Annotated in this window: 23 protein-coding genes, 1 tRNA gene and 1 riboswitch; of the genes, 12 read left to right on the top strand and 12 right to left on the bottom strand. The window is 60.8% G+C overall.

Going from position 1 to position 24,784, the window contains the following annotated elements; all coding sequences use genetic code 11:
* Positions 1 to 41: 41 nt before the first annotated feature.
* On the bottom strand, positions 42 to 1,223 hold the full coding sequence (locus tag PW789_RS17370) for an OpgC family protein (protein WP_299378978.1): 1,182 nt from the start codon (positions 1,221 to 1,223) through the stop codon (positions 42 to 44).
* Between the two features lie 312 nt (positions 1,224 to 1,535).
* Positions 1,536 to 1,612, bottom strand: a tRNA-Val gene (locus tag PW789_RS17375).
* 153 nt (positions 1,613 to 1,765) lie between these two features.
* On the opposite strand from PW789_RS17375, the gene PW789_RS17380 reads away from it, so the two are divergent.
* The gene (locus PW789_RS17380; protein ID WP_299378981.1) at positions 1,766 to 3,226 is read left to right on the top strand and encodes an MBL fold metallo-hydrolase; all 1,461 of its coding nucleotides are present in this window, start codon (positions 1,766 to 1,768) and stop codon (positions 3,224 to 3,226) included.
* A 3-nt stretch (positions 3,227 to 3,229) separates the two neighbouring features.
* On the opposite strand, the gene PW789_RS17385 is transcribed toward PW789_RS17380, so the two are convergent.
* The 4 genes from PW789_RS17385 to uvrB all read right to left on the bottom strand — a co-directional run bounded on the left by PW789_RS17385 (position 3,230) and on the right by uvrB (position 7,253).
* The gene (locus tag PW789_RS17385) at positions 3,230 to 3,880 is read right to left on the bottom strand and encodes a YdcF family protein (protein ID WP_299378983.1); all 651 of its coding nucleotides are present in this window, start codon (positions 3,878 to 3,880) and stop codon (positions 3,230 to 3,232) included.
* Positions 3,877 to 4,296, bottom strand: a complete 420-nt coding sequence (locus PW789_RS17390; protein WP_299378985.1) for a response regulator — start codon at positions 4,294 to 4,296, stop codon at positions 3,877 to 3,879. The genes PW789_RS17385 and PW789_RS17390 overlap by 4 nt, the downstream gene beginning before the upstream one ends.
* Positions 4,297 to 4,470: 174 nt before the next feature.
* Complete coding sequence (locus PW789_RS17395) at positions 4,471 to 5,262, bottom strand: ABC transporter substrate-binding protein (protein WP_299378987.1); 792 nt, start codon at positions 5,260 to 5,262, stop codon at positions 4,471 to 4,473.
* Between the two features lie 2 nt (positions 5,263 to 5,264).
* Positions 5,265 to 7,253: an excinuclease ABC subunit UvrB gene (uvrB, locus tag PW789_RS17400; protein WP_299378989.1), complete on the bottom strand. Its 1,989-nt coding sequence runs from the start codon at positions 7,251 to 7,253 to the stop codon at positions 5,265 to 5,267.
* Positions 7,254 to 7,292: 39 nt separating this feature from the next.
* Here uvrB and PW789_RS17405 point away from each other — a divergent pair, with 39 nt between their 5' ends.
* On the top strand, positions 7,293 to 7,883 hold the full coding sequence (locus PW789_RS17405; RefSeq protein WP_299378992.1) for a histidine phosphatase family protein: 591 nt from the start codon (positions 7,293 to 7,295) through the stop codon (positions 7,881 to 7,883).
* On the opposite strand, the gene PW789_RS17410 is transcribed toward PW789_RS17405, so the two are convergent.
* Together PW789_RS17410 and PW789_RS17415 are read right to left on the bottom strand one after the other, a co-directional pair.
* Positions 7,849 to 9,150 (bottom strand): voltage-gated chloride channel family protein, encoded by a 1,302-nt coding sequence (locus PW789_RS17410; RefSeq protein WP_299378994.1) that lies wholly within the window; start codon positions 9,148 to 9,150, stop codon positions 7,849 to 7,851. The two genes, PW789_RS17405 and PW789_RS17410, sit on opposite strands and share 35 nt — an antisense overlap.
* 12 nt (positions 9,151 to 9,162) lie before the next feature.
* A riboswitch (Fluoride riboswitch) is annotated at positions 9,163 to 9,229 on the bottom strand.
* Positions 9,230 to 9,261: 32 nt separating this feature from the next.
* Entirely contained in the window at positions 9,262 to 10,485 is a 1,224-nt protein-coding gene (locus PW789_RS17415) for an FAD-dependent oxidoreductase (RefSeq protein ID WP_299378996.1), read from the bottom strand.
* Between the two features lie 100 nt (positions 10,486 to 10,585).
* Between PW789_RS17415 and PW789_RS17420 the strand changes: the two genes are divergently transcribed.
* Both PW789_RS17420 and PW789_RS17425 read left to right on the top strand, forming a co-directional pair.
* Positions 10,586 to 12,232: a M20/M25/M40 family metallo-hydrolase gene (locus PW789_RS17420; protein ID WP_299378999.1), complete on the top strand. Its 1,647-nt coding sequence runs from the start codon at positions 10,586 to 10,588 to the stop codon at positions 12,230 to 12,232.
* 143 nt (positions 12,233 to 12,375) lie between these two features.
* On the top strand, positions 12,376 to 13,071 hold the full coding sequence (locus PW789_RS17425; RefSeq protein ID WP_299379001.1) for an HAD family hydrolase: 696 nt from the start codon (positions 12,376 to 12,378) through the stop codon (positions 13,069 to 13,071).
* A gap of 253 nt (positions 13,072 to 13,324) precedes the next feature.
* Here PW789_RS17425 and PW789_RS17430 read toward each other — a convergent pair whose 3' ends face one another.
* Positions 13,325 to 14,176, bottom strand: coding sequence for a DUF4097 family beta strand repeat-containing protein (locus PW789_RS17430; protein WP_299379003.1), 852 nt, complete (start codon positions 14,174 to 14,176; stop codon positions 13,325 to 13,327).
* 218 nt (positions 14,177 to 14,394) lie between these two features.
* A complete protein-coding gene (locus PW789_RS17435; protein WP_299379006.1) occupies positions 14,395 to 15,414 on the bottom strand; it encodes a metallophosphoesterase in 1,020 nt (339 codons plus the stop codon).
* 231 nt (positions 15,415 to 15,645) lie between these two features.
* Here PW789_RS17435 and PW789_RS17440 point away from each other — a divergent pair, with 231 nt between their 5' ends.
* Positions 15,646 to 16,887, top strand: coding sequence for a CotH kinase family protein (locus PW789_RS17440; RefSeq protein WP_299379008.1), 1,242 nt, complete (start codon positions 15,646 to 15,648; stop codon positions 16,885 to 16,887).
* Positions 16,888 to 16,993: 106 nt separating this feature from the next.
* Here PW789_RS17440 and PW789_RS17445 read toward each other — a convergent pair whose 3' ends face one another.
* Together PW789_RS17445 and lexA are read right to left on the bottom strand one after the other, a co-directional pair.
* Positions 16,994 to 18,202, bottom strand: a complete 1,209-nt coding sequence (locus PW789_RS17445) for an efflux RND transporter periplasmic adaptor subunit (RefSeq protein ID WP_299379011.1) — start codon at positions 18,200 to 18,202, stop codon at positions 16,994 to 16,996.
* A 202-nt stretch (positions 18,203 to 18,404) separates the two neighbouring features.
* Positions 18,405 to 19,010, bottom strand: a complete 606-nt coding sequence (lexA, locus tag PW789_RS17450) for a transcriptional repressor LexA (RefSeq protein WP_299379013.1) — start codon at positions 19,008 to 19,010, stop codon at positions 18,405 to 18,407.
* Positions 19,011 to 19,273: 263 nt separating this feature from the next.
* Between lexA and PW789_RS17455 the strand changes: the two genes are divergently transcribed.
* The 7 genes from PW789_RS17455 (at position 19,274) to fliF (ending at position 24,782) form a co-directional block, all read left to right on the top strand.
* Positions 19,274 to 20,020, top strand: a complete 747-nt coding sequence (locus PW789_RS17455; RefSeq protein ID WP_299379015.1) for a response regulator transcription factor — start codon at positions 19,274 to 19,276, stop codon at positions 20,018 to 20,020.
* The gene (locus PW789_RS17460) at positions 20,013 to 20,279 is read left to right on the top strand and encodes a hypothetical protein (protein WP_299379017.1); all 267 of its coding nucleotides are present in this window, start codon (positions 20,013 to 20,015) and stop codon (positions 20,277 to 20,279) included. Before PW789_RS17455 ends, PW789_RS17460 begins: the two co-directional genes overlap by 8 nt.
* Before the next feature lie 50 nt (positions 20,280 to 20,329).
* Complete coding sequence (locus PW789_RS17465; protein ID WP_299379019.1) at positions 20,330 to 21,562, top strand: sigma-54 dependent transcriptional regulator; 1,233 nt, start codon at positions 20,330 to 20,332, stop codon at positions 21,560 to 21,562.
* A gap of 156 nt (positions 21,563 to 21,718) precedes the next feature.
* Positions 21,719 to 22,102: a flagellar basal body rod protein FlgB gene (flgB, locus tag PW789_RS17470; RefSeq protein WP_299379020.1), complete on the top strand. Its 384-nt coding sequence runs from the start codon at positions 21,719 to 21,721 to the stop codon at positions 22,100 to 22,102.
* Positions 22,103 to 22,104: 2 nt separating this feature from the next.
* A complete protein-coding gene (flgC, locus tag PW789_RS17475; RefSeq protein ID WP_299379022.1) occupies positions 22,105 to 22,596 on the top strand; it encodes a flagellar basal body rod protein FlgC in 492 nt (163 codons plus the stop codon).
* 22 nt (positions 22,597 to 22,618) lie between these two features.
* Positions 22,619 to 22,948 (top strand): flagellar hook-basal body complex protein FliE, encoded by a 330-nt coding sequence (gene fliE, locus PW789_RS17480; RefSeq protein ID WP_299379024.1) that lies wholly within the window; start codon positions 22,619 to 22,621, stop codon positions 22,946 to 22,948.
* 52 nt (positions 22,949 to 23,000) lie between these two features.
* Positions 23,001 to 24,782 carry a flagellar basal-body MS-ring/collar protein FliF gene (gene fliF, locus PW789_RS17485; RefSeq protein WP_299379026.1) on the top strand — a complete coding sequence of 594 codons (1,782 nt, stop codon included), beginning with the start codon at positions 23,001 to 23,003 and terminating at the stop codon, positions 24,780 to 24,782.
* Positions 24,783 to 24,784: the final 2 nt, after the last annotated feature.

Here is a 24,784-nt window from a genome sequence, read left to right on the forward strand (position 1 = left end):
CTTTATCAGTTTGGATGCAGAGGATGGCATGCCCGGAAGCTTCATCCGGAGGTGCTGGGAGCAGGTGTTTCGATGGTCATCTGCTTCTGTTGCTTGGCGCGGCGAACCTCGCGCAGGGCGACCAGCAGCATACCGGTGAACGTAAAGATGACAAGGGCGACGGCGTGTATCCCGTGCAGTTGATCGATCTCTCCGTAGAGCAGCGCGAGGCCTCCGAAGACGAAGAAGACGTGGGCGCAGAAGACCTCGAGCGAAGCCTTGCCCAGTGTCAGCAGCGGCTCGACCAGCACGATGCGCGAGACCAGTCTGCGGCTCCAGTAAAGGACGCAGGCAAAGGCAAACAGGTTGATGAGGCGCAACGGGCCGATCTGCCACTTGTCGAGTTGCAGGCCAAAGTACTGCTGGTTCATCCAGCCCAGCCAGTTGTGTCGGACGGCGATGAAGAAGGCGCACACGGCGGCGCAGATGGGATAGGCCACACGCGGCAGACTGCGAAAGGGGATCTCCCCGTGCGCGGAGGTGGCGCCGACCCACAGGCCGGCGATCCAGACGATCTGCCAGGCAAAGAGGTTGAAGGCGCCGGTCTCCTGTAGAGGAATGTGCAGCCCGGTGACGGCAACGACGATGTTGTGAACCCAGGCACGCAGGCCGAATTGTGCCAGCAGCCAGATCAGGCCGCTGACGGCAAGGATCGGCTTCCAGGTCCAGCGTTTGGCGATCAGCAGCAGGGATGGCGTCACCAGCATGAAGGTGACGTACATGGGCAGAATGTCGAGCAGAGGAGGGCAGTAGATCAGCAGCAATGAGCCCACGATGGCCGTTCCCGGATGGGCGAGATAGAAGTTGAGCAGGTTGACCAGAGCCGGCCGGTGCGTATGCGCCGCAACTGCAGCCACAATGGTGAAAGCAAACAGGAGCATCAGCAGGTGATAGCCGTAGATTCGCAGACTGCGCTTCCAAAGCTTGGCCTTCATCTTGTCTTCGTCATCCTCGGCCACGCGCACATAGAGATGGGCCACCAGGAGACCGGAGAGAAAGACGAAGCCTTCGGCGGACGAGATATACCCGAAGGGCTGATTCACGAAGTCGCTGAGGTGCGTGGGCAGGTGGGTGAGCGTCATCCAGATCAGGAAGAGGCCACGCAGGGCGTCGAGCTCAGGGCGCCGACGGGAGCGCCCGAGGTGAAGTACGGAGATGGAGCGCTGCTCGAACGCGTTCGTCACCGGGGTCAGCTCCTGCTTATAAGACGCCAGATCGCGCCCGGGGTTGCGGTCAAATAGGATTCAAACTCAGGCAAAGCAGAGAGTCCGCGGCGAAATGACAAAGCCCCGCCAGGCGATGGCAGGGCTCCAAAAACTCAGCGGCGGAATACCGCGTCAACGTGGTCTACAGGTAGGGACGGAAGAACAGCAGCAGGCTGACGAAGCTCAGACCGAACAAGATGACAAAGACCTGCCAGTAGCTGTCAATAAAGGACTGTTCGTGCTCTGCACTCATCGCGAAACCTCTCCTGAATCTTAAATTATCCAGCGAAATGGTGGGCAGAGAGGGATTCGAACCCCCGACATCCTGCTTGTAAGGCAGGCGCTCTAACCAGCTGAGCTATCCGCCCACTCCGTTGGGCTGTACCTCTACCAGTGTATGGGAGCGGAGGCGCTGACGCAATCGGGTAAGCATTTCTGCGTGCTGCAATTGTCAAACGGCAAAGACGCGCATATCGTCATCCCTTGGTGTAGCAGGTAAGCACGGAAGGGGAAACGAGAGCATGGGAATTCGGTTGCATTTTTGGGGCGCCGCGCAGACGGTGACTGGCTCGTCGCATCATCTGGAGTGTGCAGGACAAAACATTTTGCTGGATTGTGGACTTTACCAGGGCAAGCGCCAGGAGGCGCAGGAGATCAACCGGCATCTCGCGCTTGATGCAGCGCAGCTGGCAGGGCAGGGCCCGGATGCTCTGCAGGCCGTCGTGCTCTCGCATGCGCACATCGACCATAGCGGCAACCTGGCCTCGCTGGCGAAGCAGGGCTATCGCGGGCCGATCTTCGCCACGCCATCCACCATCGACCTCTGCCATCCCATGCTCAAGGACAGCGCGCATATCCAGGAAGGCGACGCCGAGTTCATGAACCGTCGCCGCGGGAAGCGCCGCCAGATCGGTGCGCCCGAGGGGGCTGCTCCGGTCCAGCCTCTCTACACGGAGGAGAACGCGGAGCAGGTGCTGCAACTGTTCAAGCAGTTGAAGCTGCACGAGCCGATGACGCTGCCCGGCTCCTCGGCCGATGCAGGGTTCTCCGTTTCATTGAGCAACGCCGGACACATGCTTGGTTCCACCTGCGTCCTGCTTGAGGCGAAGGAGAATGGCCAGAAGACAAGGCTGCTCTTCTCGGGCGATGTGGGGCGCAAGAATCTGCCGATCATCCAGGACCCCGACCCGGCGCCAGCGGCAGACTATCTCATCATGGAGAGCACCTATGGCAATCGGCTGCATCAGCCGATCGGCCCGGTAAAGCAGAAGCTGGCAGGCCTGGTGCGGCGGGTTGCCGCACGTGGCGGCAAGATCATCGTTCCGGCCTTCGCTGTGGAGCGCACGCAGCAGCTTGTGATGCTGCTGCATCAGCTGATCGACGAGAAGCTGATTCCGGATATTCCGATGTTCGTGGACAGTCCGCTTGCCACCAACGTCACCGAGGTCTTCCGCCAGCACACCGAAGACTGGGACCAGGAGATTGCGGCGTTCAGCAAGACCGCGAGCGATCCCTTTGGCTGGAACCGGCTGAAATATACGAAGACAGTGCAGGAGAGTAAGGCGCTCAACGATCTGCATGTGCCGTTCCTGGTGATGTCGGCCTCGGGGATGTGCGAGGCAGGACGCATCCTGCATCATCTGAAGAACGGCATCGAAGACCCGCGCAACCTGATCCTCATCACCGGCTATCAGGCCGCGAACACGCTGGGCCGGAAGCTGGTGGAGCGCCAGCCGGAGGTCAACATCTTCGGCGAACCGAAGCGCGTGCGGGCCGAGGTGGATTCCATCGGAGAACTCAGCGGCCACGCCGATCAGCACGAGCTGCTCAGCTGGATGGAGCCTGCGGTGAAGACGCTTAAGAAGGTCTTCCTGGTGCACGGGGAACCCCTGGCGCAGGCCGCGCTGAAAGAGGAGATCGAGAAGAGCTACGGCCTTGAGGTGGTCTGTCCGCGCAGGGGAGAGCGATTCGAGGTTAGCTAGCGTCTAGGGGGCGGTGGCCGGTGTCAGCGGCAGAAAGCGCGACGAAGGATAACCCTTGACGCGCAGTTGCAGGCACCGCCAGGCCTCTGCCGAATAGAGCACCACCTTGTGATGAATGCCGTACTCCGACGGCCACAGCGAGGCGTGTGTCCTCCAATCGATGGAGAGCGCAGGCTGGCGAGTGTTCAACGCATTCATGATCAGCGCCGTCCTTCCGAGGTGGTAGGGAGAGCTGACGATCTCGGCCGAGGACCAGCCATGCTGATGCATGATGGTCGTCGAGTAGTACATGTTCTGGACGGTGTTCTGGGCCTGGTCTTCTTCGATGACGTCGCTTGCGGGGACGCCCTGCGATTCAGCCAGCATGGCCATCGTGTGTGCTTCGACGAGCTGGTTGTGTGCGGCACCGCCGGTCATGATGAGCCGAGGAGCCACGCCTGCCTTATACTCGCGCACACCTTCGAGCACTCGCTCGCGCTGTTCCGGTGAAGGTGTGCCATCGAGCTTCGATGGTGTGCCGAGGACGACGATAGCGTCGAAGTGGGTTGCGACAGCGTTGTGTGTCGGCAGCGTGATGTAGTTGCCGTAGACGACCAGCGCGACGACGACAACGGCGGTCAATATCCAGAAGGTGATCCATCCCAGGAGTTTCACGCCGTTAGGGTAGCAGAGCCTCGGGCGTACCTGGGATCAAGAATGCGATGGACCTCTCCCAGCAGTTGCGGCAGAGAGAATGGCTTCGGCAGAAAGTTCCAGTTGCGAATGCGCATCTGCTCCAGCTGCACCGGGTCAAGGATGGCGCCGGAGACGATCAGTACGGGTAAGGAAGGCCGCAGGGCTTTGGCTTCGCGCGCCAGATCCATGCCTGTGCGGTTGGGCATGGAGTAATCGGTAATCAAAAGATCGATCGGCGATCGTCGAAAGATATGAATGGCACGATCTGCGTTTTCACAACTGAAGACGTTGTAGCCTTCATGTTCGAGAAAGGTGCGGGTAAGAGAACGGATGTCGGAATCGTCATCGACGACAAGAATATTGCGTAATGCCTGGGGAAGCTGCTCGTAATGCATTAGTTCGGTACTCTTTGCTCAATACTCGTTGAACTGCGTTTCAGTGACGTAACAGTCAGTTGGATGCGTCCAAGGCGTTGGAAATCAACCGGCATGGACGCAATCTTTCAATCGAGCGCGAGGTCCCCGTGCAAAACCTCACATGGAGTTTGACGCGGCAGACCTGTGGAAGACTCACGTTGCCAGTGAAATTAGCCGCTCTGCCCGCTTCGTCGACCCAGGATGAATGGCAGATGAAAGATATTGCAGTCCGAGGGTAAGAGAAGGGATCGCGGGTGTATTCAGATATTCATCCGGGATGCAGTAGACGCGTCCTTCACGCACGGCGCGAAGCTGCTGCCAGTTGCGCTGTTCGACGACCCGCTGAAGAGGGACGCGGTCACCTGCACCGCACCATGCAAAGATCAGCACATCGGGATCGGATGCTGCGATGGCTTCAGCGGTCGTTTGCTTGCCCGGCTCACCGACGAAGCTGCCGCCTGCGATCGCGATCAACTCCGCGATCCAGGGTTGCGAGTGGATAAGCGGCTTGCCCCACTCCTCGCAATACACCCTTTGCCGCGGTAGTGCTCCGGTAATGGAGGCCGTGTCCTTGAGGCTGCTTTCGAAGGCCGCGATCAGGGCTTCGGCCTCGATGGTCTTCCCGACCTGTGCCGCAATCAGGCGGGTGTCCTTCAGGACGTCAGCGAGTGTGTGCGGCGCAAGTGCGAGCAGAGGATAGCCGGCTTTCAGGATCGCGGCCAGGGACTCCATGCGATAAGGAACGGAGGCGATGACGAGATCTGGTAAGACCGCGGCAAGTTCGTCTGTCGTCGTCGTCCATGAGTCGGCAAGCACCGGCAGATTCCTTGCAGACAGATCAGGTAGCACATCGAGGCAATACTTCGTATGCGCACAGAGATGCTCCAGCGCGCCGAGCGCTGCGAGCGTCAGTGTTACGGAGGGCTGCAGGCTGGCGATGCGCATCTTTAGCTGAACAGAAACTCCTTGGTGCGCAGCTCCTTCACGGTGTCGCGCAGCTTGGCGGCCTTCTCGAACTCGAACTTCTTCGCTGCTTCGCGCATCTCGGTCTCGAGCCTGGCGATGTAGCTGTCGAGCTCCTGCTGCGTGGCGAACTCCGGCATGTCGCCGGTCTCTTCGGTGAGGTCGGCGTAGTCGGCTTTGAGGATGCCTGCCAGGGCCATCTCCATGGGACGGCTGACCGACTGCGGTGTGATGCCGTTCTCCTCGTTGTAGGCCTCCTGCTTTTCGCGGCGCCGATTGGTCTCGTCGATGGCACGCTGCATGGAATCGGTCATCTTGTCGGCATAGAGAATAGCGCGGCCTTCGAGATGACGCGCAGCGCGACCGATGGTCTGAATCAGCGATCCCTGCGAGCGCAGGAAGCCTTCCTTGTCGGCATCGAGGATGGCGACAAGCGAGACCTCGGGAAGATCTAGGCCCTCGCGCAGCAGATTGATGCCGATCAGCACATCGTATTCGCCCTTGCGCAGATCGCGCAGCAGCTTGATGCGCTCCAGCGTCTCAATCTCGGAGTGCATGTAGCGGCAGCGCACGCCGACCTCGGTGTAATAGCCGGCGAGATCTTCGGCCATGCGCTTGGTCAGCGTTGTGACGAGCACGCGCTGATTCCTCTCCGCACGGTCACGAATCTCGGCCAGCAGGTCGTCGATCTGTCCCTTGACGGGGCGAATCTCGACCTCGGGATCGGTAAGACCGGTGGGTCGAATGATCTGCTCGACGACGACACCCGCGGATTTGGTCAGTTCATAGGGGCCGGGCGTGGCGGAGACGTAGACGATCTGCCCGGTGCGCGACTCAAACTCCTCGAAGCGTAGCGGCCGGTTGTCGAGTGCCGACGGCAGGCGGAAGCCATAGTCGATCAGGTTCTGCTTGCGCGAACGGTCGCCGTGCCACATGCCATGCAGCTGCGGCACGGTGACGTGCGATTCATCGATGAAGATCATGAAGTCGCGCGGAAAGTAATCGAGCAGCGTCGGTGGCGGTTCACCGGGAAGACGGCCAGAGAAGTGCCGCGAGTAGTTTTCGATGCCGTGGCAGTAGCCGACGGACTTCACCATCTCGAGGTCGAAGCGGGTGCGCTGGTGAATGCGCTGCGACTCGACCAGGCGACCCTCCTTCTCAAGCTGAGCCTCCCATTCGAAGAGTTCGGCGAGAATCGAATCCATCGCGGAGGCCTTGCGCTCCGGCTGCACGACGTAGTGCGATTTCGGATAGATCGGCAGCCGCGAGTAGCGTTGCTTGACCGTGCCGAAGAGGGGATCGATCTGCGAGAGCGAGTCGATCTCGTCGCCGAAGAGCTCGATGCGGTAGGCGTTCTCGTCGTAGGTGGGATAGACCTCGATGATGTCGCCGCGCACACGGAAGGTGCCGCGGCGGAAGTCCACATCGTTGCGCTCGTAGAGGATCTCGACCAGCCGCCGCGTGATGTCCTCGCGCTTGATGCGCTGCCCCTTTTCAAGCAGCAGCAGCATGCCGTAGTAGGCCTCCGGCGATCCGAGACCATAGATGCAGGAGACCGAGGAGACGATGATGCAGTCGCGCCGTTCGAAGAGCGAGCGCGTGGCGGAGAGCCGCAGCTTGTCCAGCTCCTCGTTGATCGTCGCTTCCTTCTCGATGTAGAGGTCGCCGGACGGGATGTAGGCCTCCGGCTGGTAGTAGTCGTAGTAGGAGACGAAGTACTCGACGGCGTTGTTGGGGAAGAACTGCTTGAACTCGTGGTAAAGCTGTGCGGCGAGAGTCTTGTTGTGAGCCAGGATCAGGGCGGGTCGATTGACCTCGGAGATGATCTTGGCCATGGTGAAGGTCTTGCCGGAGCCCGTAACGCCAAGCAGCACCTGATCCTTCTCTCCGGCGTTGAGGCCGGCGACAAGTTCGCCGATTGCGCGGGGTTGGTCGCCCTGCGGCTTGTAGGGGGTTGTTAGCTGAAAATCCATCAACTCATAAGATAGTAAAAATGACATGGAGGATGCTGAATGAGTAAAGGAATTGAGCTTTGGCTGATGCGCCACGGCGAAACTGAGTGGAGTTTGAGCGGACAGCACACCAGCCGGACCGATATTCCGCTGACCGATCATGGCCGGAAACGAGCCGAAGAACTCCGGGATTACCTGAAAGGGACGAAGTTCGATGCTGTATTCACCAGCCCCATGCAGCGGGCGCGGGAGACCTGCACCATCGCCGGATTGGCCGATCAGGCTATTGTGGACAACAACCTGAAGGAGTGGGACTACGGTATCTACGAAGGGAAGACGACGCCCGAGATCCGCAAAGAGATTCCCGACTGGAGCGTCTGGAAGGATCCGATCATCGACGGCGAGACCGCGGAGCATGTCGGCGAGCGCTCTGACGCGATGATCGCGCGCGCCCTGTCATCGGCGCAGCCAGGAGGCAAGGTAGCGCTCTTTGCCCATGCGCATATTCTGCGTATCCTGACGGCGCGCTGGCTGCTGTTGCCGGCGACCGCGGGCAGCCTTTTCGCTCTTGGTACCGGCAGCGTCAGTGTTCTGGGCTGGGAGCGCGAGACCCGCGTTATTCAGAGCTGGAATCGAGGGTTCGAGGAGTAGGGTACTTGCGGGCACCCTGGTGTTGAGCGTGATAGATGCCGTGGTGCCCGCTGAACAGATAGCTGACGACGCAGGCGATGGCGGCAAACGCGCCCGCTTCGGGGCCGAAGAGTTCGAGCGCCATCAGGCCTCCGGCTATGGGCGTATTCGCTGCTCCGGAGAAGACGGCGACGAAGCCCATTGCGGCCAGCAGCGAGGTAGGCAGCGGCAGTATGGTTGAGAGCGCATTGCCAAGCGTGGCTCCGATAAAGAACAGCGGCGTGACCTCTCCGCCTTTGAATCCTGCGCCCAGCGTGAGCGAGGTAAAGGCAAACTTGGCGGCGAAGTCATACCGCGGCAGCTGCTGCGAGAAGGCGGCGACGATGGTGGGGACGCCGAGGCCGATGTACTTCGTCGTGTGAATAGCAAAGACGGCGAGCGCGACAGCGATGCCTCCAAGAAAAGGCCGCAGCGGGGGATAGCTGACGTGGCGCTTGAAGAAAGCATTGATGGCATGCGTCACGCGGGCAAAGAGCATCGCGGTCAGGCCAAAGGCGATGCCCGCGATGATGGCCAGCAGGATATTCTTCGGCGTGATGGGTGCGGTCTGTGTGACGGTGTAGATGGTGTGGTGCACGCCGAGAGCATGCGTCGTGTAATCGCCGATGAAGGCCGCGACGAAGCAGGGAAAGATCGCGTCATACCCGACGCTGCCAATCGTCAGGACCTCGAGGCCAAAGACCGCGCCTGACAACGGTGTCCCGAAGACGGAGCCGAAGCCTGCGCTGATTCCGGCCATCAGCAGGGTGCGGCGGTCGTGTTCGGGGAAACGCAGGCCGAGCTTGCGGACGATGCGTGTGACCTGGTCGGCCAGCGAAGCTCCGGTCTGGATTGCTGTGCCTTCGCGTCCGGCGGAGCCTCCAAAGAGATGTGTCGCGGCGGTGCCGATCAGGATCAGCGGCGTCATGCGTGCCGGGATGGTTCGGTTCGGGGCGTCCGATGTTGTCGGAATCTCGGTGTGGATCTCATCGAGGATGAGGTTGTTGCCGCCTTCGACCGAGCGGCCGTAGTAGAAGTACATCATCCCGATCAGAAGTCCGGCGACGGGCAGCAGGGCGATGATCCATCGATGGGCTTCGCGGGTATCTGTCGCCCAGTTCAGGCTGACGAGAAGCACTGCCGATGCGATGCCGCCGAGCACACCTGCAAGCGATGCGAGCAGAAGCCAGCGCAGCATATGGCGTGCGGTCTGAAGTTGAATCGAGAGGGCGTGAAGAATTGTGGGCATGGGCCTCCTACAGAGATCGTAGGAGTCATCAGCAGACTTGTGCTGCGGTTAGTGGCGGAACCCCATCGCCATATGGATGTGTCTCAAGGCTAACAAGCTGGGCTTACGGGGTCAAAGAGATTTTGGCCTGGTGCGGATGTGCTGTGGCTGAAGGCCCATCCCGATAAACCGCGCGGTGAGGTGCTTGAAACCGGGGATGCTGGTGAGTATGCGAAGGGTCATCGGCAGCTTCAACGGCCCGGGGTCGTGCAAGACGCGGTTGAGGATCTTGTGGGCGAAGACCTGGACGCGCTGAGTGTTGCGCACCGCCGACTCACGATAATGCTGCACCTGCTGCAGATGGTGTGGCGTCAGGGAGTTTGAGAGCAGGGCTTCTGTCAGCATGTTTGCTGTTGCCACGGCGTCCTGTAGCGCGATGTTGATGCCGATACCGCCGACCGGCGACATCGCATGGGCCGCGTCGCCGATGCAGAGCAGTCCCGGAGAAGACCATTGCGTGAGCCGATTGACCTGTACCGTGAGCAGCTTCACCTTGTCCCAGGAGTCGATCTCTCCGACGCGGTCAGAGAGGAAGGGAACGATGCGTGTGAAGTTCTGCTGAAAGGCAGGCAAGCCGTCGCGTTGAATCTGATCGAAGCCATCCTTGGCGATGAGGAAGGCGACCTGGAAGTATTCGATGCGATTGATGAGAACGATGAGCCGGCCGTAGTTCGCATAGCCGAGGCCGTTTTCGGGGTCGCTGGCGTGACGCGGGAGGCGCAGCCACAGAACGTCGATCGGTACGCCATGATCGACCAACGGAAGATGTGCCGCGCTGCGTGAGACGGCGCGGCGTCCATCGCATCCGACGGTCAAGGTTGCTGTTATTTCAATTGGCCCTTCTGCTGTGTTCGCTGTCACGCCGGTGGTGATGCCGTTGTGCTCGATAAGACCGGTCGCTTCGCACTCCATCATGAGGTGGAAGCTGGGGAAACTGGCGGCCTCCGAGGCGAGGAAGTTGAGGAAGTCCCACTGCGGCATTAGTGCAATAAACTTCGCCACCGTGGGGAGATGCGAGAGATCGGCAATCGCGACGGTCTCGCCGCCGACGACGGCAGAGGCGCGGTTGATCTCGGAATGAGGGATGGTGAGCAGTTTTTCGAGCAGGCCGAGCTCATGCATCAGCTGCAGCGTGGAGGGATGAATCGTGTCGCCGCGGAAGTCGCGGAAGAAGTCCTTGTGCTTTTCAAGGACGATGACCTCGACGCCGGATCGTGCGAGCAGGAAGCCAAGCATCATTCCGGCGGGGCCACCGCCGATGATGCAGCAGGTCGTGTTGATCTGGCGGATTGTCATAGATGGCGATGAGGGTAGCATCGCCGTTTTGCGCGGTCAAAGCTATAACTGCGTGCTAGATTCAAGCCATCCCTGAATTTCTGGCTTCGAGGTGTCGTGTATGCGTTTGCTTCGCGCGGTGTGTGTGGCTGGTGCTCTGGTGTCGAGTTGCGCGGCTTTTGCTGCGGGTGCGAGTGATGAGGAGGCGGGACAGGCGTGGTGGGCGCACATCAAGGTGCTCGCCGACGACTCCATGCGTGGGCGTCTGACGGGAAGCGAGGAGTATCTGAAGGCCGCGGCGTATGTGGTCGATCAGTTCAAGGCGGATGGTCTGCAACCTGCGGGGTTGAATGGCGGTTTCTACCAGCCGGTGAAGTTCGATGTGCAGCGCGTGCTGGCAGACAAGTCGTCGATGAGCCTGGTTGTGGATGGCAAGGAGCAGCCGCTGGTGCTTGGAACCGATGCCATTCTCAGCTCGCGCTCGGCGCAGGTGGATACGGTGGAGGCACCGCTGGTGTTTATCGGCTATGGTCTGCACCTGCCGGAGGCGAAGTACGATGACTTCGATTCGCCTGAGGCGCCGTTGGCCTCGTTGAAGGGAAAGATTGTGGTGTACATCAACGGCGGTCCTGCGGATCTGCCGGGACCGTTGAAGTCGTATGCCAGGACGGCTCCGTTTGCCAAGGCATTGCGCGATGCGGGCGCGGTGGGTTCGATTGCGATTCCGACGCCGAAGTCGATGGACTTCGGATGGCAGCGCGTGGCGAGCGGAGCATCGCAGCCGGGCATGCGGCTTGCCGTTACGCCGGATGCGGCGGAGGTTGCGGCGAAGCATCCCGCGCTGGCCGATGATCACGGCAAGATGTTCGGCGCGACGTTCAATCCTGCTGAGGCGGAGAAGCTGTTCGCCGGAACAGGGCACAGCTTCTCCGACATTCTTGCGACTGCTGACGCGCAGAAACCGCTGCCACGCTTCGCTTTGAATAAGAGCGTCAAGGCTACCGTTGTGGGCGAACACTCGACGGTGGAGTCGCCGAACATTGTGGCGAAGCTTGAGGGCTCGGATCCGAAGCTGAAGAACGAGTATGTGGTGGTGTCGGCGCATCTCGATCATCTTGGTGTCGGTGCGCCGATTCATGGGCGGACGATCTACAACGGTGTGATGGACGATGCTTCGGGCGTCGCGACGGTGCTGGAGACGGCGAAGGCTTTTAGTCAGGCGAAGACGCGGCCGAAACGCTCGGTGCTGTTTGTAATCTTTACGGCGGAAGAGAAGGGGCTGCTGGGATCGCGTTACTTTGCCGGGCATCCGACGGTGCCGGAGGGATCGATCAAGGCGGCGCTGAACCTGGATATGTTTATGCCGCTGTTTGCGCTGAAGAAGCTGCATGTTCAGGGGCTGGAGCAGTCGACGCTGCAGGTGGACGCGAAGAAGGTGGGCGAGGAGCACCACATCGTGATCGCGGGCGATCCGGAGCCGGACCGCAATTCGTTCATTCGCACGGACCAGTACAGCTTTGTGCAGGCGGGCGTTCCGGCGTTGGCGATGAAGTTTGGCTGGGAGGCCGGTTCGCCGGAGTATAAGGCTTGGCGTGCGTGGCTGGCGGAGCGGTATCACTCGACGGCGGACAACCTGGATCAGCCGGTGGATCTGGTGGCGGCGGCGCAGTTCAACAGCTTTTACTACGATCTGGCGCGGACGGTGGCGGACGATCCGGCGACGCAGCATTATCTGGATTCGAGCTTCTTCAAGCGGTTCGAGAAATAGGCGAAGCTCTTTGCCAGCGCAGGCATCCTGCGAACCCACATCTCAGAGTCGAGATGTGGGGCACCCGCTGCAGTCTCCGTCTCCGACTCAGCCCTGCCACCACCTCGCCTCCGCTTTATTGGCTGACGGTTTAGGGTTAAGGGATGGACTCTATCTCTCCTCGCCTGATTGTCTTCGACCTGGATGGAACGCTGATCGACTCGCGGCAGGATCTTTGTAACTCGGTGAACGCCACGTTGAAGCATGTAGGCAAGCCCGAGCTTCCGGAGGACGTGATTGCGAGCTACATCGGTGATGGCGCCTCGATGCTGGTGCGGCGGGCGCTGGGTGATCCGGAGGGCGATGTTCACGACGAGGAGTCTGTGAGCGGCGCGCTGACGTTCTTTCTGGATTACTACCGCGAGCACAAGCTGGACTACACGTATGTGTATCCCGGCGTGATGGAGTCGCTGGAGGCGATTCGTGCGGCGCGGCCGGAGACGCTGATGGCGGTGCTGACGAACAAGCCGGTGCATCCTTCGCGGGACATCTGCGATCACTTCGGGCTGTCGGCGTTCTTCTTTCAGAACTACGGCGGCAACAGCTTTCATACGAAGAAGCCTGATCCTCACGGCCTCGTGACGCTGATTGCGGAGGCTTCGGCGATTGCGGGTTCAGCGATCGCGCCGAAGGAGACGCTGATGGTCGGCGATACAGAGGTGGACGTGCTGACGGCGCGGGCGGCAGGTGCGTGGTCGCTGGGCTGCAGCTTCGGGCTGGCTCCGCATCGGCTGGAGGCGGCAAAGCCGGATTTCATGGTCAGCGCAGCCGCGGAGTGGGCCGGGGTGTGCGGCGTATAGGGGGTGACCCTTCCGTTCATTTTTGCGCAAAGTCTTGGCGCAAAAGACTTTATTGGCGCGGTTTACCGAAGTGGTATGCCGGAGCTTTTCGCTGCCGCAGGTGGGGCTATTGCCAGTCTAGCTGGTGGGAGCGAACTGATCGGCAGCGGGGATGTGCTGTGTTTTGTGGGGAGTAAGACGGGGGAGGGCTTGACAGCTTTTCTGTGTACATCAGGCCGAGGCGTTCTTGAAGGATGCGCCTCGGCCCGATGGGTTAGCGGATGGAGATGTCGCCGGATCCGGTGTTGGCGTGGATGGTGGGGCCGCCGCCGTTGACCGCGCCGGAGATGTGATGGCGGTTGAGAGAGCCCTGCATGGAGATGGGTTGGGCGACATTGACCGAGCCTGAACCGGTGTCGGCGACGAGGTTGAACTTCGCGCCGCTGCCGAGGGCCATGTTGATGGAGCCGGAGCCGGTGGAGAGCTTCCAGTCGGTGGCGGGGTTGCCGTTGACCTCGATGTCGCCGGAGCCGGTGGAGGCCTTGAGGGCGCCGTTGACACCAAAGAGACGAAGAGAACCGGAGCCGGTTTCGGCGCGGAGGTCGCCGGGGCCGGAGAGGTGAATCTCGACATCACCGGAGCCGGAGCCGAGGATGGAAGACCCCTGGATGCCGTTGGCGCGGACGGATCCGGAGCCGGTCTGGGCCTTGAGGGTGGCGCCGACGTTGTCGATGGCCATGTCGCCGGAGCCGGTGGCGGCGTCGATGTTGGAGGCGCGGGGGAGGGTGATGTCGTAGTCGATGGAGATGTTGCGGAAGAGGTCGCCGCCGTGGCGCTCGCCGATGGTGATGACGTTGCCGTTCTGCACGATGGGCGGGTTGTTGGCAATCTGCTGGACGCGGGACTCAGCGTCGCCGCTCATCCATCCGCTGTTGGAGTGGACGTGTCCGGCGATGTGGATCTGGCTGTCAGAGCCGGGTTTCAGATGGATATAGCCGGAGCCGGTGGCGACGGAGACGTTTGGCGAGCCGGACACGGAGAGTGTGCGGTCGAAGTGACTGTCGGCGGCATAGGCCGTGGCGGTGACGCCGAGCGTGGCGGCGATGAGAAGGTGGCGTGCGTTCATGAGTTGGCCTCCGTGTATAAAGCGGTTTACGTGCAGAGGAGGGAGTTGGTTCCGTAAATTGCGAGAAAGTGTAAGTGTATCTGTGGTGGGGGGCATAAGCGGCTGAAGCCGCTCCTTACCGGGATTCTATGGCACGGCTGAAGCCGTAAGGACGACGGTTTGCGCTTTGCGCGAATACCCATACCTATCTGGGCATGCATGGGCCACCCTGCTGACACCTATGTGATCAGCTTCAACTCGTTATCGGGGGTCTTTGTGAAGGCATGAATGATATTGCCGTTCTGATCGACATGACGCAGCGTGAGCAACGATTTCGTCACCTCAAGGTGGCTGAAGCCGAAGGTTTTGACGGCGTACGGCCCACGTTTGTCAGATGGGATGCGCAGGTTATAGAGATCAGAACCTCCGCCACCGGAACAGAAAAAGGAGGTTGGGTGGCCTTCAAACTCGAGATGTTGAAGGTCGTGATCGTGGCCCGCTAGATAGACGTGCGCGCGGTGTTGCCGAAGCAATGGATCCCAATCGTCAATCAGGCTCTGATTGTCACCATGGGGACCATCGGAATAGATCGGGTGGTGGGCCATGACGATGAGAAATGGTGTGTCCAAAGGCTTCTTCAATTCATCGCTTAGCCACTGCAATTGAGCGGCTTTTTGAGCAGCGCTCATTGTAAAAAAGCCACCACTCTGCGTCGACCCGTCAGCATAAGGGATATTGCTATCCAGCGCGATAAATGTAACCAGCGGATCCAGGGCAGGAAACAGAAATCGATAGCATTGCGAGGGCATCGTCCAGCGAGTCTGCATCGTTTTGGCATACTGCAGCTCTACGTCATAGCGGAGGATGCCATTGTCTTGTATATAGTCGTGGTTTCCCGGGATGGCATAAGCCGGACAGTTGAAGATCGAGCGGGGATACATATCTTCGAACTGATTCTTCCAGCGGCTGGACGAGGTGCTGCCAAGTTCACCGTAGAAATTATCACCAAGCATCAGCAAGGCTTGGTGATTCAGGACGTGTGTCCGAGTATATGTTTGCATCGCTGCGGCAACGGCAGCTTGATCGAGATGTTGGCCCGTGGCGCCCCAGTCCCCGAGCATCAGCAGGTGGGCGACGTCGCTCGCCCCGCCGATGATGCCCTTGCCGCAGGAGGTGAGAGCCCCGGCCAGCGATGCTGCGCTGAAGGCTAATGTTTGCCGAAGAAACTGCCTGCGAGAGTTTGAAGAAAAGTGCTGCATGATCAGACCGCGTTTGAAGCTTGAGCGTACATCAGAAAACAGGGTCTAAAAAAAAATCTATCTAATGCAACCAGCAGACGAAACTTTTTCGGTCAGAACGGTGTCGATAAAGTTGCGATGCAAGAACCTACTCCCCCTATGCAGAGTTGTAATAAGTCCCTGTCTATCGCCAGATACGTGAGCTTACTTGCTGCCGTTACATTCCTGTTTGGATGTACTCAGTCGAGCGTCTTGAGTAGCGGCATCAGTAGCCCCAGCGATACCGCACAGGATCAGATCAAAACAGATGTTCCGGTGATTCGCATTACGACGACGAACGCCGTGGCGATCACCTCAAAGGATGATTATGTTGATGGGCATATGACGTTGACGCCCCAGGCGGGGAGTTCGTTGTCTGCAGTTGACTCTGATCTGGAGATCAAGGGGCACGGAAATACTTCATGGGCTTGGGCAAAGAAGCCATACAAGATCAAGCTCTCCAGCAAGACGAGCCTGCTTGGCATGCCTGAACAGAAGAACTGGATATTGCTGGCCAATTATGACGATAAAACCCTCATTCGCGATGACGTTGCCTTTGAGCTGGGTCGTCGCGTTGGCTTGGCCTGGACACCAAGATCGGTGTTCGTAGAGCTCTATCTGAATGGGGACTACGAGGGGTCTTACCAGCTTACAGAGTCGATTGAGATCGATAAGAACCGGGTAAATATCGACTCGTTGGATGATGATGATATCGATCAGCCCAAAGTAACTGGTGGATACCTGATGGAGGTGGACTACAACGGTATCGCTGATGCCGACTTCCTCATTAATGGCATCATCCCAATCACAATGCATGACCCCAGCCCCATGGCGGATCAGCAAAAGGCATACATCACCAGCTATTTGGAGCAGGTGCAATCTGTGCTCTACGGATCGAACTTTGCTGATCCGAACACGGGTTATGCCCAGTACCTCGATGTGGATTCCTGCGTTGACTGGTACCTGGTGAATGAGATTTACAAGAACAACGATGCGATCTGGTGGAGCAGCGTTTATCTATACAAGGCGAGGAACGGAAAACTGTTTTGCGGTCCGCTGTGGGACTTCGACGTGGGCGCGGGCAATTCGTCAATGAATAACGATGCGGACCCGACCGGATGGTGGGTTCGAAATGCCTGGGTTGCAAACGGTCAGTGGATGGCTCGCTTATTCGATGATCCGGCTTTCAGGATGAAGGTTCAGAGTCGCTGGAACGAGTTGAAGGTAACGCAATTCGATACCTTACCGGCTTATATCGATCAGCGAGCTGCTGCTCTGAATCTGACGCAGCAGAATAACTTTGCTCGTTGGCCAGTATTCAATGAGGTTGTCTTCACCGAACCAGAGCTGGCAGGCAGCTATGCAGGAGAGATCAACTATATGAAGACGTGGCTCACGACACGTATCAACTGGATGGATGCTCAGATCAATTCGTCGACGTATGTCACGCAATAAATTGTTGAGCCAACGAAGAGATGCGAGGGACGGGCATGGTTACTGCCCATTCACCTCGCGTCTCTTCGTTCTGTGGAAATCCGCTCGGAGATAAATTCGTCTTGCGCTACTGCTGCAGAATGACGGTGTCGCCGGGGTTGAGTCCGGAGATGACCTCGGTGCGGGTTCCGTTGGAGATGCCGGCCTTGATGTCGACCTTGCGGCGGCCCTTCTTCTGCTTGGGATCGGGAACTTCGACGGAGGCCTTGCGGTCCTTGTCGTAGATGACGGCCTGCTCGGGGATGGTGAGGACTCCCTTGTGCTCGTCGAGGAGGATCTCGGCGTTGGCGGTCATATTGGCCTTGAGCTCGCCGCCGGGGTTGTCGATGGAGACGCGGACCTCGAAGGTGGTGACGTTGTCTTTCTCGACGCCGAGGGGAGCGATCTTGGTGACCTTGCCATTGAAGGTCTTGTCCTTGAAGGATTCGACCTTGATGCGGGCGGGCTGCCCCATGTAGACCTTGCCGATGTCGGACTCGTCGACTTTGCCCTGCACGTAGACCTGGGTGGTGTCGCCGATGGTCATGACGAGGGTGGCGGTGGAACCCATGACGAGGATGGAGCTGACGGCATCGCCGAGTTCGACGTCGCGGGAGAGGATGACACCGTCCATGGGAGAGGTGATGGTGGTGTAGGAGAGCTGCTCCTCGAGCTGCATGAGGGAGGCCTGCGACTGCTGGACCTGGGCCTGCGCCTGGTGGAGCTTGGACATGTCGACGGTGATCTGCGCGACGTTCTTATCGCGGGTGTTGGCGGCAGCGAGGTACTTTTGCTGCGCGTCGTCGAGGGTCTGCTGGGAGACGACGCCGTCCTTGGACATGGAGAGGGCGCGCTCGTAGGTGTTTTTGTACATAGGCAGGTCGGGCGCTTCGGCGTTGACCTTGTCGTACTGGATGGCGGCCTCGGCGGCGCGGGCGTTGGACTCGGCCGCGGCGAGCTGCGCCTTCTGGGCGTTGACCTGGGCGAGGATCTCGATCTGATCGAGCTGGGCGAGGACCTGTCCCTGCTTGACGTGCTGGTTGATGTCGACCATGAGCTTGGTGACGATACCGGAGGCCTTGGACTTGGCTTCAACCTTGGTGATGGGCTGGACCTTGCCGGTGGCGACGACGGAGCGGGCGATGTCGCCGCGCTCGACCTTGGCCAGCTGCGATGGCTCGAGCTTGGCGCTGTTGCCGCGCGCTGCCACGGCAACGCCGAGGATAACGGCTACGACGAAGGCGCTGAGGCCTGCCCAGATCCAGAATTTGCGCTTTTTGTTTCGCTGTGTCGCCAAGGTCCTGCTCCATTTCTTTCCGATGCGGTGAGGCTTCGGATCTAGATTACGCAGGGAGAGGAGCTCCGGTTCCATGAACAGGAGAAAAAGAAGGGAGGCGGAGCGGGGCTTGTCCCCGGTGATTTACAGTCGGGCCCACCTGAGAGACGGTGGTGGAAAGAAAGGGATAGCCGCGGCGATGTTTCTGCGTGCGGGAACTCTCTCAGGCGTACTTGCGCAGCACGCCCAGTACCTTGCCCTGGATGGCGACGTTATGGGCGGGAGCGTAGATGGGGGCCATCTCGGCGTTGGAGGGCTGGAGGCGGATCATGTCTCCCTCGCGATAGAAGCGCTTGAGAGTAGCGTCGGTGCCGTCGACCAGGGCAACAATGATCTCTCCTTCGCGGGCGGTGCGGGTGCGCTCGACCAGGACGTAGTCGCCGGAGACGATGTGCTCGTCGCGCATGGAGTCGCCTCGAACTTCAAGGGCGTAGACCTCGCGGGTGCCGATGATGTCGCCGAGAGAGATGGTCTCCGCGGTTTCGATGGCCTCGACGGGCTTGCCGGCGGCGATGCGGCCGAGCAGGGGCAGGCGCTCGGGGCTGCGGCGCGCGGCGCGGGCGGGAAGGACATCGATGGACCGGCTGCGGTTATGCGCTCGTTGCAGGAGGCCTTTGTTCTGAAGGTTGGTGATGTGCTTGTGCACGGTGGCGAGCGAACTGAGGCCCAGGCCGCTGGCGATCTCCTCGTAGGACGGCGAGTAGCCGTTCTTCTGGGTAAAGCTGGAGAGAAAGTCGATGACCTCTTTTTGTCGTCGCGTGATAGCCATGCGGGAATTGTAGCGAATAAAAAGCGAATTGCAATAGACATTCTTGATTCCTGCGATTTAGCGGGGATTGTGGGAGGGTCCGGGCTGTTGTCGAAAGAGACAACAGCGCTTCCCATTTTGAAATTCATGTCGCAAAAAGCTGCATGAATGGCTTGAACCTGTCCGGCGGGTGCTTCAAGGTAAGGGCACACCACACTTGTTGCGCGAACAGTTGTGAAGATTCGACGAGGGTGTGGTTGCGCTGTGCCAAGGAGAAAACGGGAATGCAGGTCTTGATCGTGGAAGATGATGCTGCGTTGGGGCTGTTTCTGGAGAAGGGGCTGAAGCTGGAGGGCCACGAGGTGGAGCGGGTCGGTGATGGCGAGGCGGCGCTGGAGTATCTGCGCGTCCGCCAGCCGGACCTGATGGTGCTGGACCTGAGCCTGCCGAAGAAGGACGGCATCGAGGTACTGGAGGAGATGCGCGGGCAGGTGACGGGCATGGCGGTGCTGGTACTGACGGGCAGGAGCATGGTGGAGGATCGTGTGCGCTGCCTGAACCTGGGCGCGGACGACTGCCTGCTGAAACCGTTCAGCTTTCATGAGCTGACGGCGCGCTGCCGGGCCTTGCTGCGGCGCAAGGACCGTTACGCCGATCCCATGCTGCGGCAGGGGGACGTCGAGCTGAACCGGATGGAGCGCAGGGTCAAGCGGGCAGGGCAGAGTGTCGAGCTGACGACGAAGGAGTTTCACCTGCTGGAGTACCTGATGCAGCGCGCCGGGCGTTGCGTAGGGCGTGGGGAGCTGTTGCGCGAGGTGTGGCAGATGTCGCCGGACGCGGGCACCAACGTGGTGGATGTGTATGTGAATTACGTGAGGAAGAAGCTGGGCGCGGCGACGTCGGAGCAGGGCGACGGCCACTCGGTGATCGAGACGGTGCGCGGCGAGGGGTATCGCGTGAGTCTGACGGCGGGGAAGAAGGCAGTGGCGAGTGTGAGCTTCCTGACGCCGGCGGCGGTGGCCGGTGTTTAGCGCGCAGGGGGAGCAGGGGCTGGTGGAACGGATCGATGAGGTGCTGCATGATCTCTCGCAGCCACTGACGGTGTTGCAATGCCGGCTGGCGCTGGGCGAGATGGATGGGAAGCCGGAGTCGATGCGGGCGGCGATCAGCGCGGCGCTGAGCGAGTGCAGGCGGATCAACCGCTCCGTCGAGGCGATGCGCGAGGTGTTGCTCGCCTCCGCGAGTGGAGCGACGCATGAGGCGGCGATGGCGGTTGCTGCGGCTCGGTGAGCCGGGAATGAAGTGTGGGAACGAGTTGGGCTGACAGACGGAGGATTGCGATGGAGCAGCGAGGGATGGCCGGAACATTTCAGGATGTGGCGGCGATGAGGACGGTGGTTCTGGCGAGTGCGGATGCGGCGCTTCGTTCGCGGCTGCGCAGCTCGCTGACGGGTTTGCGTTGGGAGGTGTACGAGGCGGCAGGTGGAGCGGAGGCTCTCGAGCGGCTGGAGCGCGAGCGGCCGGAGGCACTGATGGTGGACAGTTGGCTTCCCGATCTGGAGGCGGGTGAGTTTGTCGGGCAGATTCGCACGATGTTTCCCGCGGTGGAGCTGATCGGGATGGATGGAGGTGTGGAGCATTCGGTGCGCAGCCCCCGACGACATGAGCTGCTGCATGCGCTGCGCGAGGCGCAGGACGCTGGAGGAAGCGATACCGCGGCGTGGAGAGTGGCTCCGGTCGCGGTTCCCACTGCCGCGCCGATGGGGGATGTTGCTCGTCGCACCACGCGAGAGAGCCTGCCTGCGATGACGATGCTGCTGCCGGAGATGGTGGGCGCGAGTGCGCCGATGAGCGAGCTGGCTGAGCTAATCAGGCTTGTAGCGCCGCGTACGGCGACGGTGCTGATCGAAGGGGAGACGGGAACAGGCAAGGAGGTTGTGGCGAAGGCGATCCACAAGCTGAGCGAACGCGCGTCGAAGCCGTTTGTGGTGCTGAACTGCGCGGCGATCCCGGAGTCGCTGCTGGAGGCGGAGTTGTTCGGTCACACGCGCGGAGCGTTTACCGGCGCGGTGCAGTCGCGTACCGGGCGCATCGAAGCGGCGCATGGCGGGACGCTGTTTCTGGATGAGATCGGCGAGATGCCGCTGGCGCTGCAGGCAAAGATGCTGCGCTTCCTGGAGTATGGGGAGTTGCAGCGGGTGGGCGACAACGAGACGATGCGCGTGGATGTGCGGGTGGTGGCGGCGACGCATCAGCCGCTGGAGAAGAGGTCGGAGGAGGGAAGCTTCCGGCTGGATCTGTATCACCGGCTGGCGGTGTTTCCGGTGGAGGTTCCACCGCTGCGCGAGAGGATGGAGGATCTGCCGATGCTGGCCGAGCACCTGCTGGCAGCCCTTGGGCAGCGGGCACCACGCAAGCATCTGCACGCAGATGCGCTGGAGAGGCTGCGGGGACATCACTGGCCGGGCAACGTGCGCGAGCTGATGCATGTGCTGGAGCGTGCGGCGATTCTTTCGGCGGATCGCATGGAGATCGGCGCGGACGAGATCCGCTATCGCCGGGCGACGCGTTGAGGACTGAGGCTGCCGGAGTCGGTGAACGATAAACTTGCCCGCAGAGGTACTGATGACCGGCTGCGATGTGGCCGATCTTCTGGATAAACACAACCAGGTTCATTCGCTTAGAGCGCTCTCATCCGAGGGCGTTTTTTTTTGGCGCGTGGAGTGCATATGTCCATTGCAGAGGAGCTAACCATGCAGGTGACAACCGCATTGAGTGAGGCGCTGGGCCGCTACCTGGACCTGACGAGCGAACAGATGAAGCTGACGGCGGGGAACCTGGCCAACGTCGACACGCCGGGGTTCAAGACGCAGGGCTTCGACTTCGAGCAGGAGCTGGCGCGCCAGATGAGCACGCCGTCGGAGGCGGGGTTTACGGCCGCGGTGGCGCAGGAGGTCGATGGGCTGGTGGCGAGGCCGGATGGGAACAACGTGTCGTTGGACCGGGAGGGGATGGAGCTGGCGAAGGCGCAGCTGAAGTTCCGGATGGGGATCTCGCTGCTGAAGCATGAGTACTCGACGGTGATGAGTGCAATTCACGCGGAGACGAAGTAGCTATGAATCTTTTTGGAGTGATGGATGTAAGTGCGTCGGCGTTGAAGGCCGAGCGTGTGCGCGCAGAGGTGGTGGCCGCCAACATGGCGAACGCGGAGACGACGCGGACGGCGGACGGCGGACCGTATCAGCGTCAGCATGTGGTGTTTTCAGCTGCGACGGAGGAGAACAGCTTTGCGCAGTCGCTGGTGGACGAGATGTCCGGTTCGGCGATGAAGCCAATGCGCAGGCTGGGGAGTTCGATCACGGCGGATACGACGGTGAATGGCGGCGTTGCGGTAACGGGCGTGATTGCCGATCAGAGTGCGCCGCTGCGGCGGTATGACCCGCAGCATCCGGATGCGGGCGCGGATGGTTATGTGTCGTATCCGGACATCAACCCGTTGACGGAGATGGTGGACCTGATGGGAGCGCAGCGGTCGTATGGGGCCAATGCGTCGGCGGTGCAGGCCGAGAAGGGCATGCTGGTTTCGTCGCTGGACATTTTGAAGTAACGAAAGAAAACGGAGGAGAGAGATGAGCGTTGCGGGAAGTCTGACGAGTGCGGTGACACAGGCGATGGGATCGGCGATGACGGATGCCATCACGGATACGAAGACGAGTGCTGGCGGTGGAACGACGGATGGGACGCCATTTGCCGGACTGCTGCAATCGATGGTGGCGCAGACTGGGGAGCTGGATCGCAAGGCCTCGGATGCGGTGACCGGAGTGATGAACGGATCGGGCACGGAGATTCACGATGCCATGATCGCAACGCAGAAGGCGGATATGGCGTTCGAGCTGGCACTGCAGGTGCGTAACAAGGCCGTGGGCGCCTACCAGCAGATGATGAGCATGCAGTTTTAGACCGTTGTGAACGGCACCGAAGCAAAAAACTTTTTGCGGATTGAGTGAGGCGATGGCAGAGACAGAAGATCGGCAGACAACGGGGCTGCAGGCGGTCGAGCGGACGGTAAGTTCACCCCTGGGGGTAGCAGACAGAGTGACGCGGGTCTTTGCGATGCTGCGCGAGCGGGTGATGGGGCTTTCGCCGGCGCGGCGGACATGGCTGACCGCTGGAGTGGTCTTTGTCGCGGCGATGGCGGCGGCGATCGCCTGGTATGCGGGACGAACGGATTGGAAGCCGCTGTTCAACGGGCTTGAGGGCAAGGACGCGCAACAGGTCTCGCAGGAGCTGTCGGCGGCTGGCATTCCATTTCGTCTGGCGGAGGGAGGCGCGATCGAGGTGCCATCGGAGCAGCTGAGCAAGGCGCGGATGGAGGTTGCGGTGAAGGGGATGCCGCAGAGTGGACGGCTGGGTTTCGAGCTATTCGACAAGCCCAACTGGGTAGGCAGCGAGTTCGACGAGAAGGTCAACTATCAGCGCGCTCTCGAGGGAGAGCTGGAGCACACGATCATGACGCTGGCGGCGGTGCGTTCGGCTCGTGTGCACCTGGTGCTGCCGGAGCACTCGCTGTTTACGTCGGAGGATCGCGCGGCGAAGGCCTCGGTGGTGCTGAAGCTGAAGCGCTCTTCGCTGAGCGATGAGCAGGTGGAGGCGATTCGGAACCTGGTGGCGGGGGCGGTGGACTCGCTGAGTCCGGAGAACGTGGCGCTGGCGGATGCGGATGGACGTGTCAGCTTCAAGCCGCGTTCGCAGACGGGAATGGAGGCGGACGCCGAGCAGGCGATGGAGTCCAAGCTGGTGGCGATGCTGGAGCCGCTGGCCGGGCGCGACAACGTTCGCGCGACGGTAAATGTGAGCTATGAGCAGGGCACGGAGGAGCACACTGACGAGATTTACGATCCGACACAGTCGGCGACGCTGAGTCTGCAGAAGAGCGAGCAGACGCAGACACAGCCGGTGCGGGCGACGGGAGTTCCGGGGACGGCGAGCAACTCGCCTGCGGGTGCGCCTGCGGGAGCGGTGCAGGGGTCGCAGGCGGCAGCTGCGCCGGGAACGCCGCCTCTGCTGCAACGCGAGGCGCTGCCGGTGTATCCGCAGCAGAATGCGGGAGCGGGCCAGAGCCTGCGCCAGGAGAATGGCACCTATGGTGTGACGAAGCACATGGTGCATGCCGAGCTGGCGCCGGGCAGGGTTCGCCGGGTGACGGCGGCGGTGCTGGTCAACGATCGTGGGCTGATGGAAGGAACGGGGAAGAACGAGCACAGGGTATGGCATGCGCGCAGCGCGGACGAGATGCGTCGGCTGGAGCAGCTGGCGCAGGCTGCGGTTGGGTACGACTCGCGGCGTGGGGACCAGGTGGTGGTGGAGAACGTCAGCTTCGACGGGAATGCGCCGCAGGTCAAGCCTCCGGTGGTGGAGCAGCTGATGGAACAGGCCCGCACGCTGGCGGGAACGCAGCCCGGGCTGGTGCGGTCGCTGGTGATCGGAGCGCTGGGTGTGTTGCTGCTGCTCTTAGTGCTGCGGCCAATGACGAAACAGATGGCGGCGGCATTGAAGGAGCCGCGAATGTTGAGTGCAGGGGAACAGATGCCTGCGTTGGAAACATCGGTGGTGGAGAGCGGGATGTTTCCGCCGGTGGTCACGGAGGCATTACCGGAGCCGTTGAGAAGGAAGGATGCGATGCAGCAGCGTGGAATCTACGAGCAGGTGGCAGAGCATATTCGTCGTGAACCGGCACAGAGCACGCGGCTGTTGGAGGCGTGGATCGGATCGGGAGAGGACGCGGAGGTTTAGAG

The organism is Edaphobacter sp. (assembly GCF_028283685.1).
In the GTDB taxonomy this organism is placed as follows: Bacteria; Acidobacteriota; Terriglobia; order Terriglobales; family Acidobacteriaceae; genus Edaphobacter.

What these genes read in the sequence shown, in the direction of transcription:
- PW789_RS17380 (WP_299378981.1), top strand. Translation starts at nt 1,766, where the DNA reads ATGGGAATTCGGTTGCATTTTTGGGGCGCCGCGCAGACGGTGACTGGC.
- PW789_RS17390 (WP_299378985.1), bottom strand. Translation starts at nt 4,296, where the DNA reads ATGCATTACGAGCAGCTTCCCCAGGCATTACGCAATATTCTTGTCGTC.
- PW789_RS17395 (WP_299378987.1), bottom strand. Translation starts at nt 5,262, where the DNA reads ATGCGCATCGCCAGCCTGCAGCCCTCCGTAACACTGACGCTCGCAGCG.
- uvrB (WP_299378989.1), bottom strand. Translation starts at nt 7,253, where the DNA reads ATGGATTTTCAGCTAACAACCCCCTACAAGCCGCAGGGCGACCAACCC.
- PW789_RS17405 (WP_299378992.1), top strand. Translation starts at nt 7,293, where the DNA reads ATGAGTAAAGGAATTGAGCTTTGGCTGATGCGCCACGGCGAAACTGAG.
- PW789_RS17410 (WP_299378994.1), bottom strand. Translation starts at nt 9,150, where the DNA reads ATGCCCACAATTCTTCACGCCCTCTCGATTCAACTTCAGACCGCACGC.
- PW789_RS17415 (WP_299378996.1), bottom strand. Translation starts at nt 10,485, where the DNA reads ATGACAATCCGCCAGATCAACACGACCTGCTGCATCATCGGCGGTGGC.
- PW789_RS17420 (WP_299378999.1), top strand. Translation starts at nt 10,586, where the DNA reads ATGCGTTTGCTTCGCGCGGTGTGTGTGGCTGGTGCTCTGGTGTCGAGT.
- PW789_RS17425 (WP_299379001.1), top strand. Translation starts at nt 12,376, where the DNA reads ATGGACTCTATCTCTCCTCGCCTGATTGTCTTCGACCTGGATGGAACG.
- PW789_RS17430 (WP_299379003.1), bottom strand. Translation starts at nt 14,176, where the DNA reads ATGAACGCACGCCACCTTCTCATCGCCGCCACGCTCGGCGTCACCGCC.
- PW789_RS17435 (WP_299379006.1), bottom strand. Translation starts at nt 15,414, where the DNA reads ATGCAGCACTTTTCTTCAAACTCTCGCAGGCAGTTTCTTCGGCAAACA.
- lexA (WP_299379013.1), bottom strand. Translation starts at nt 19,010, where the DNA reads ATGGCTATCACGCGACGACAAAAAGAGGTCATCGACTTTCTCTCCAGC.
- PW789_RS17455 (WP_299379015.1), top strand. Translation starts at nt 19,274, where the DNA reads ATGCAGGTCTTGATCGTGGAAGATGATGCTGCGTTGGGGCTGTTTCTG.
- PW789_RS17465 (WP_299379019.1), top strand. Translation starts at nt 20,330, where the DNA reads ATGGAGCAGCGAGGGATGGCCGGAACATTTCAGGATGTGGCGGCGATG.
- flgB (WP_299379020.1), top strand. Translation starts at nt 21,719, where the DNA reads ATGTCCATTGCAGAGGAGCTAACCATGCAGGTGACAACCGCATTGAGT.
- flgC (WP_299379022.1), top strand. Translation starts at nt 22,105, where the DNA reads ATGAATCTTTTTGGAGTGATGGATGTAAGTGCGTCGGCGTTGAAGGCC.
- fliE (WP_299379024.1), top strand. Translation starts at nt 22,619, where the DNA reads ATGAGCGTTGCGGGAAGTCTGACGAGTGCGGTGACACAGGCGATGGGA.
- fliF (WP_299379026.1), top strand. Translation starts at nt 23,001, where the DNA reads ATGGCAGAGACAGAAGATCGGCAGACAACGGGGCTGCAGGCGGTCGAG.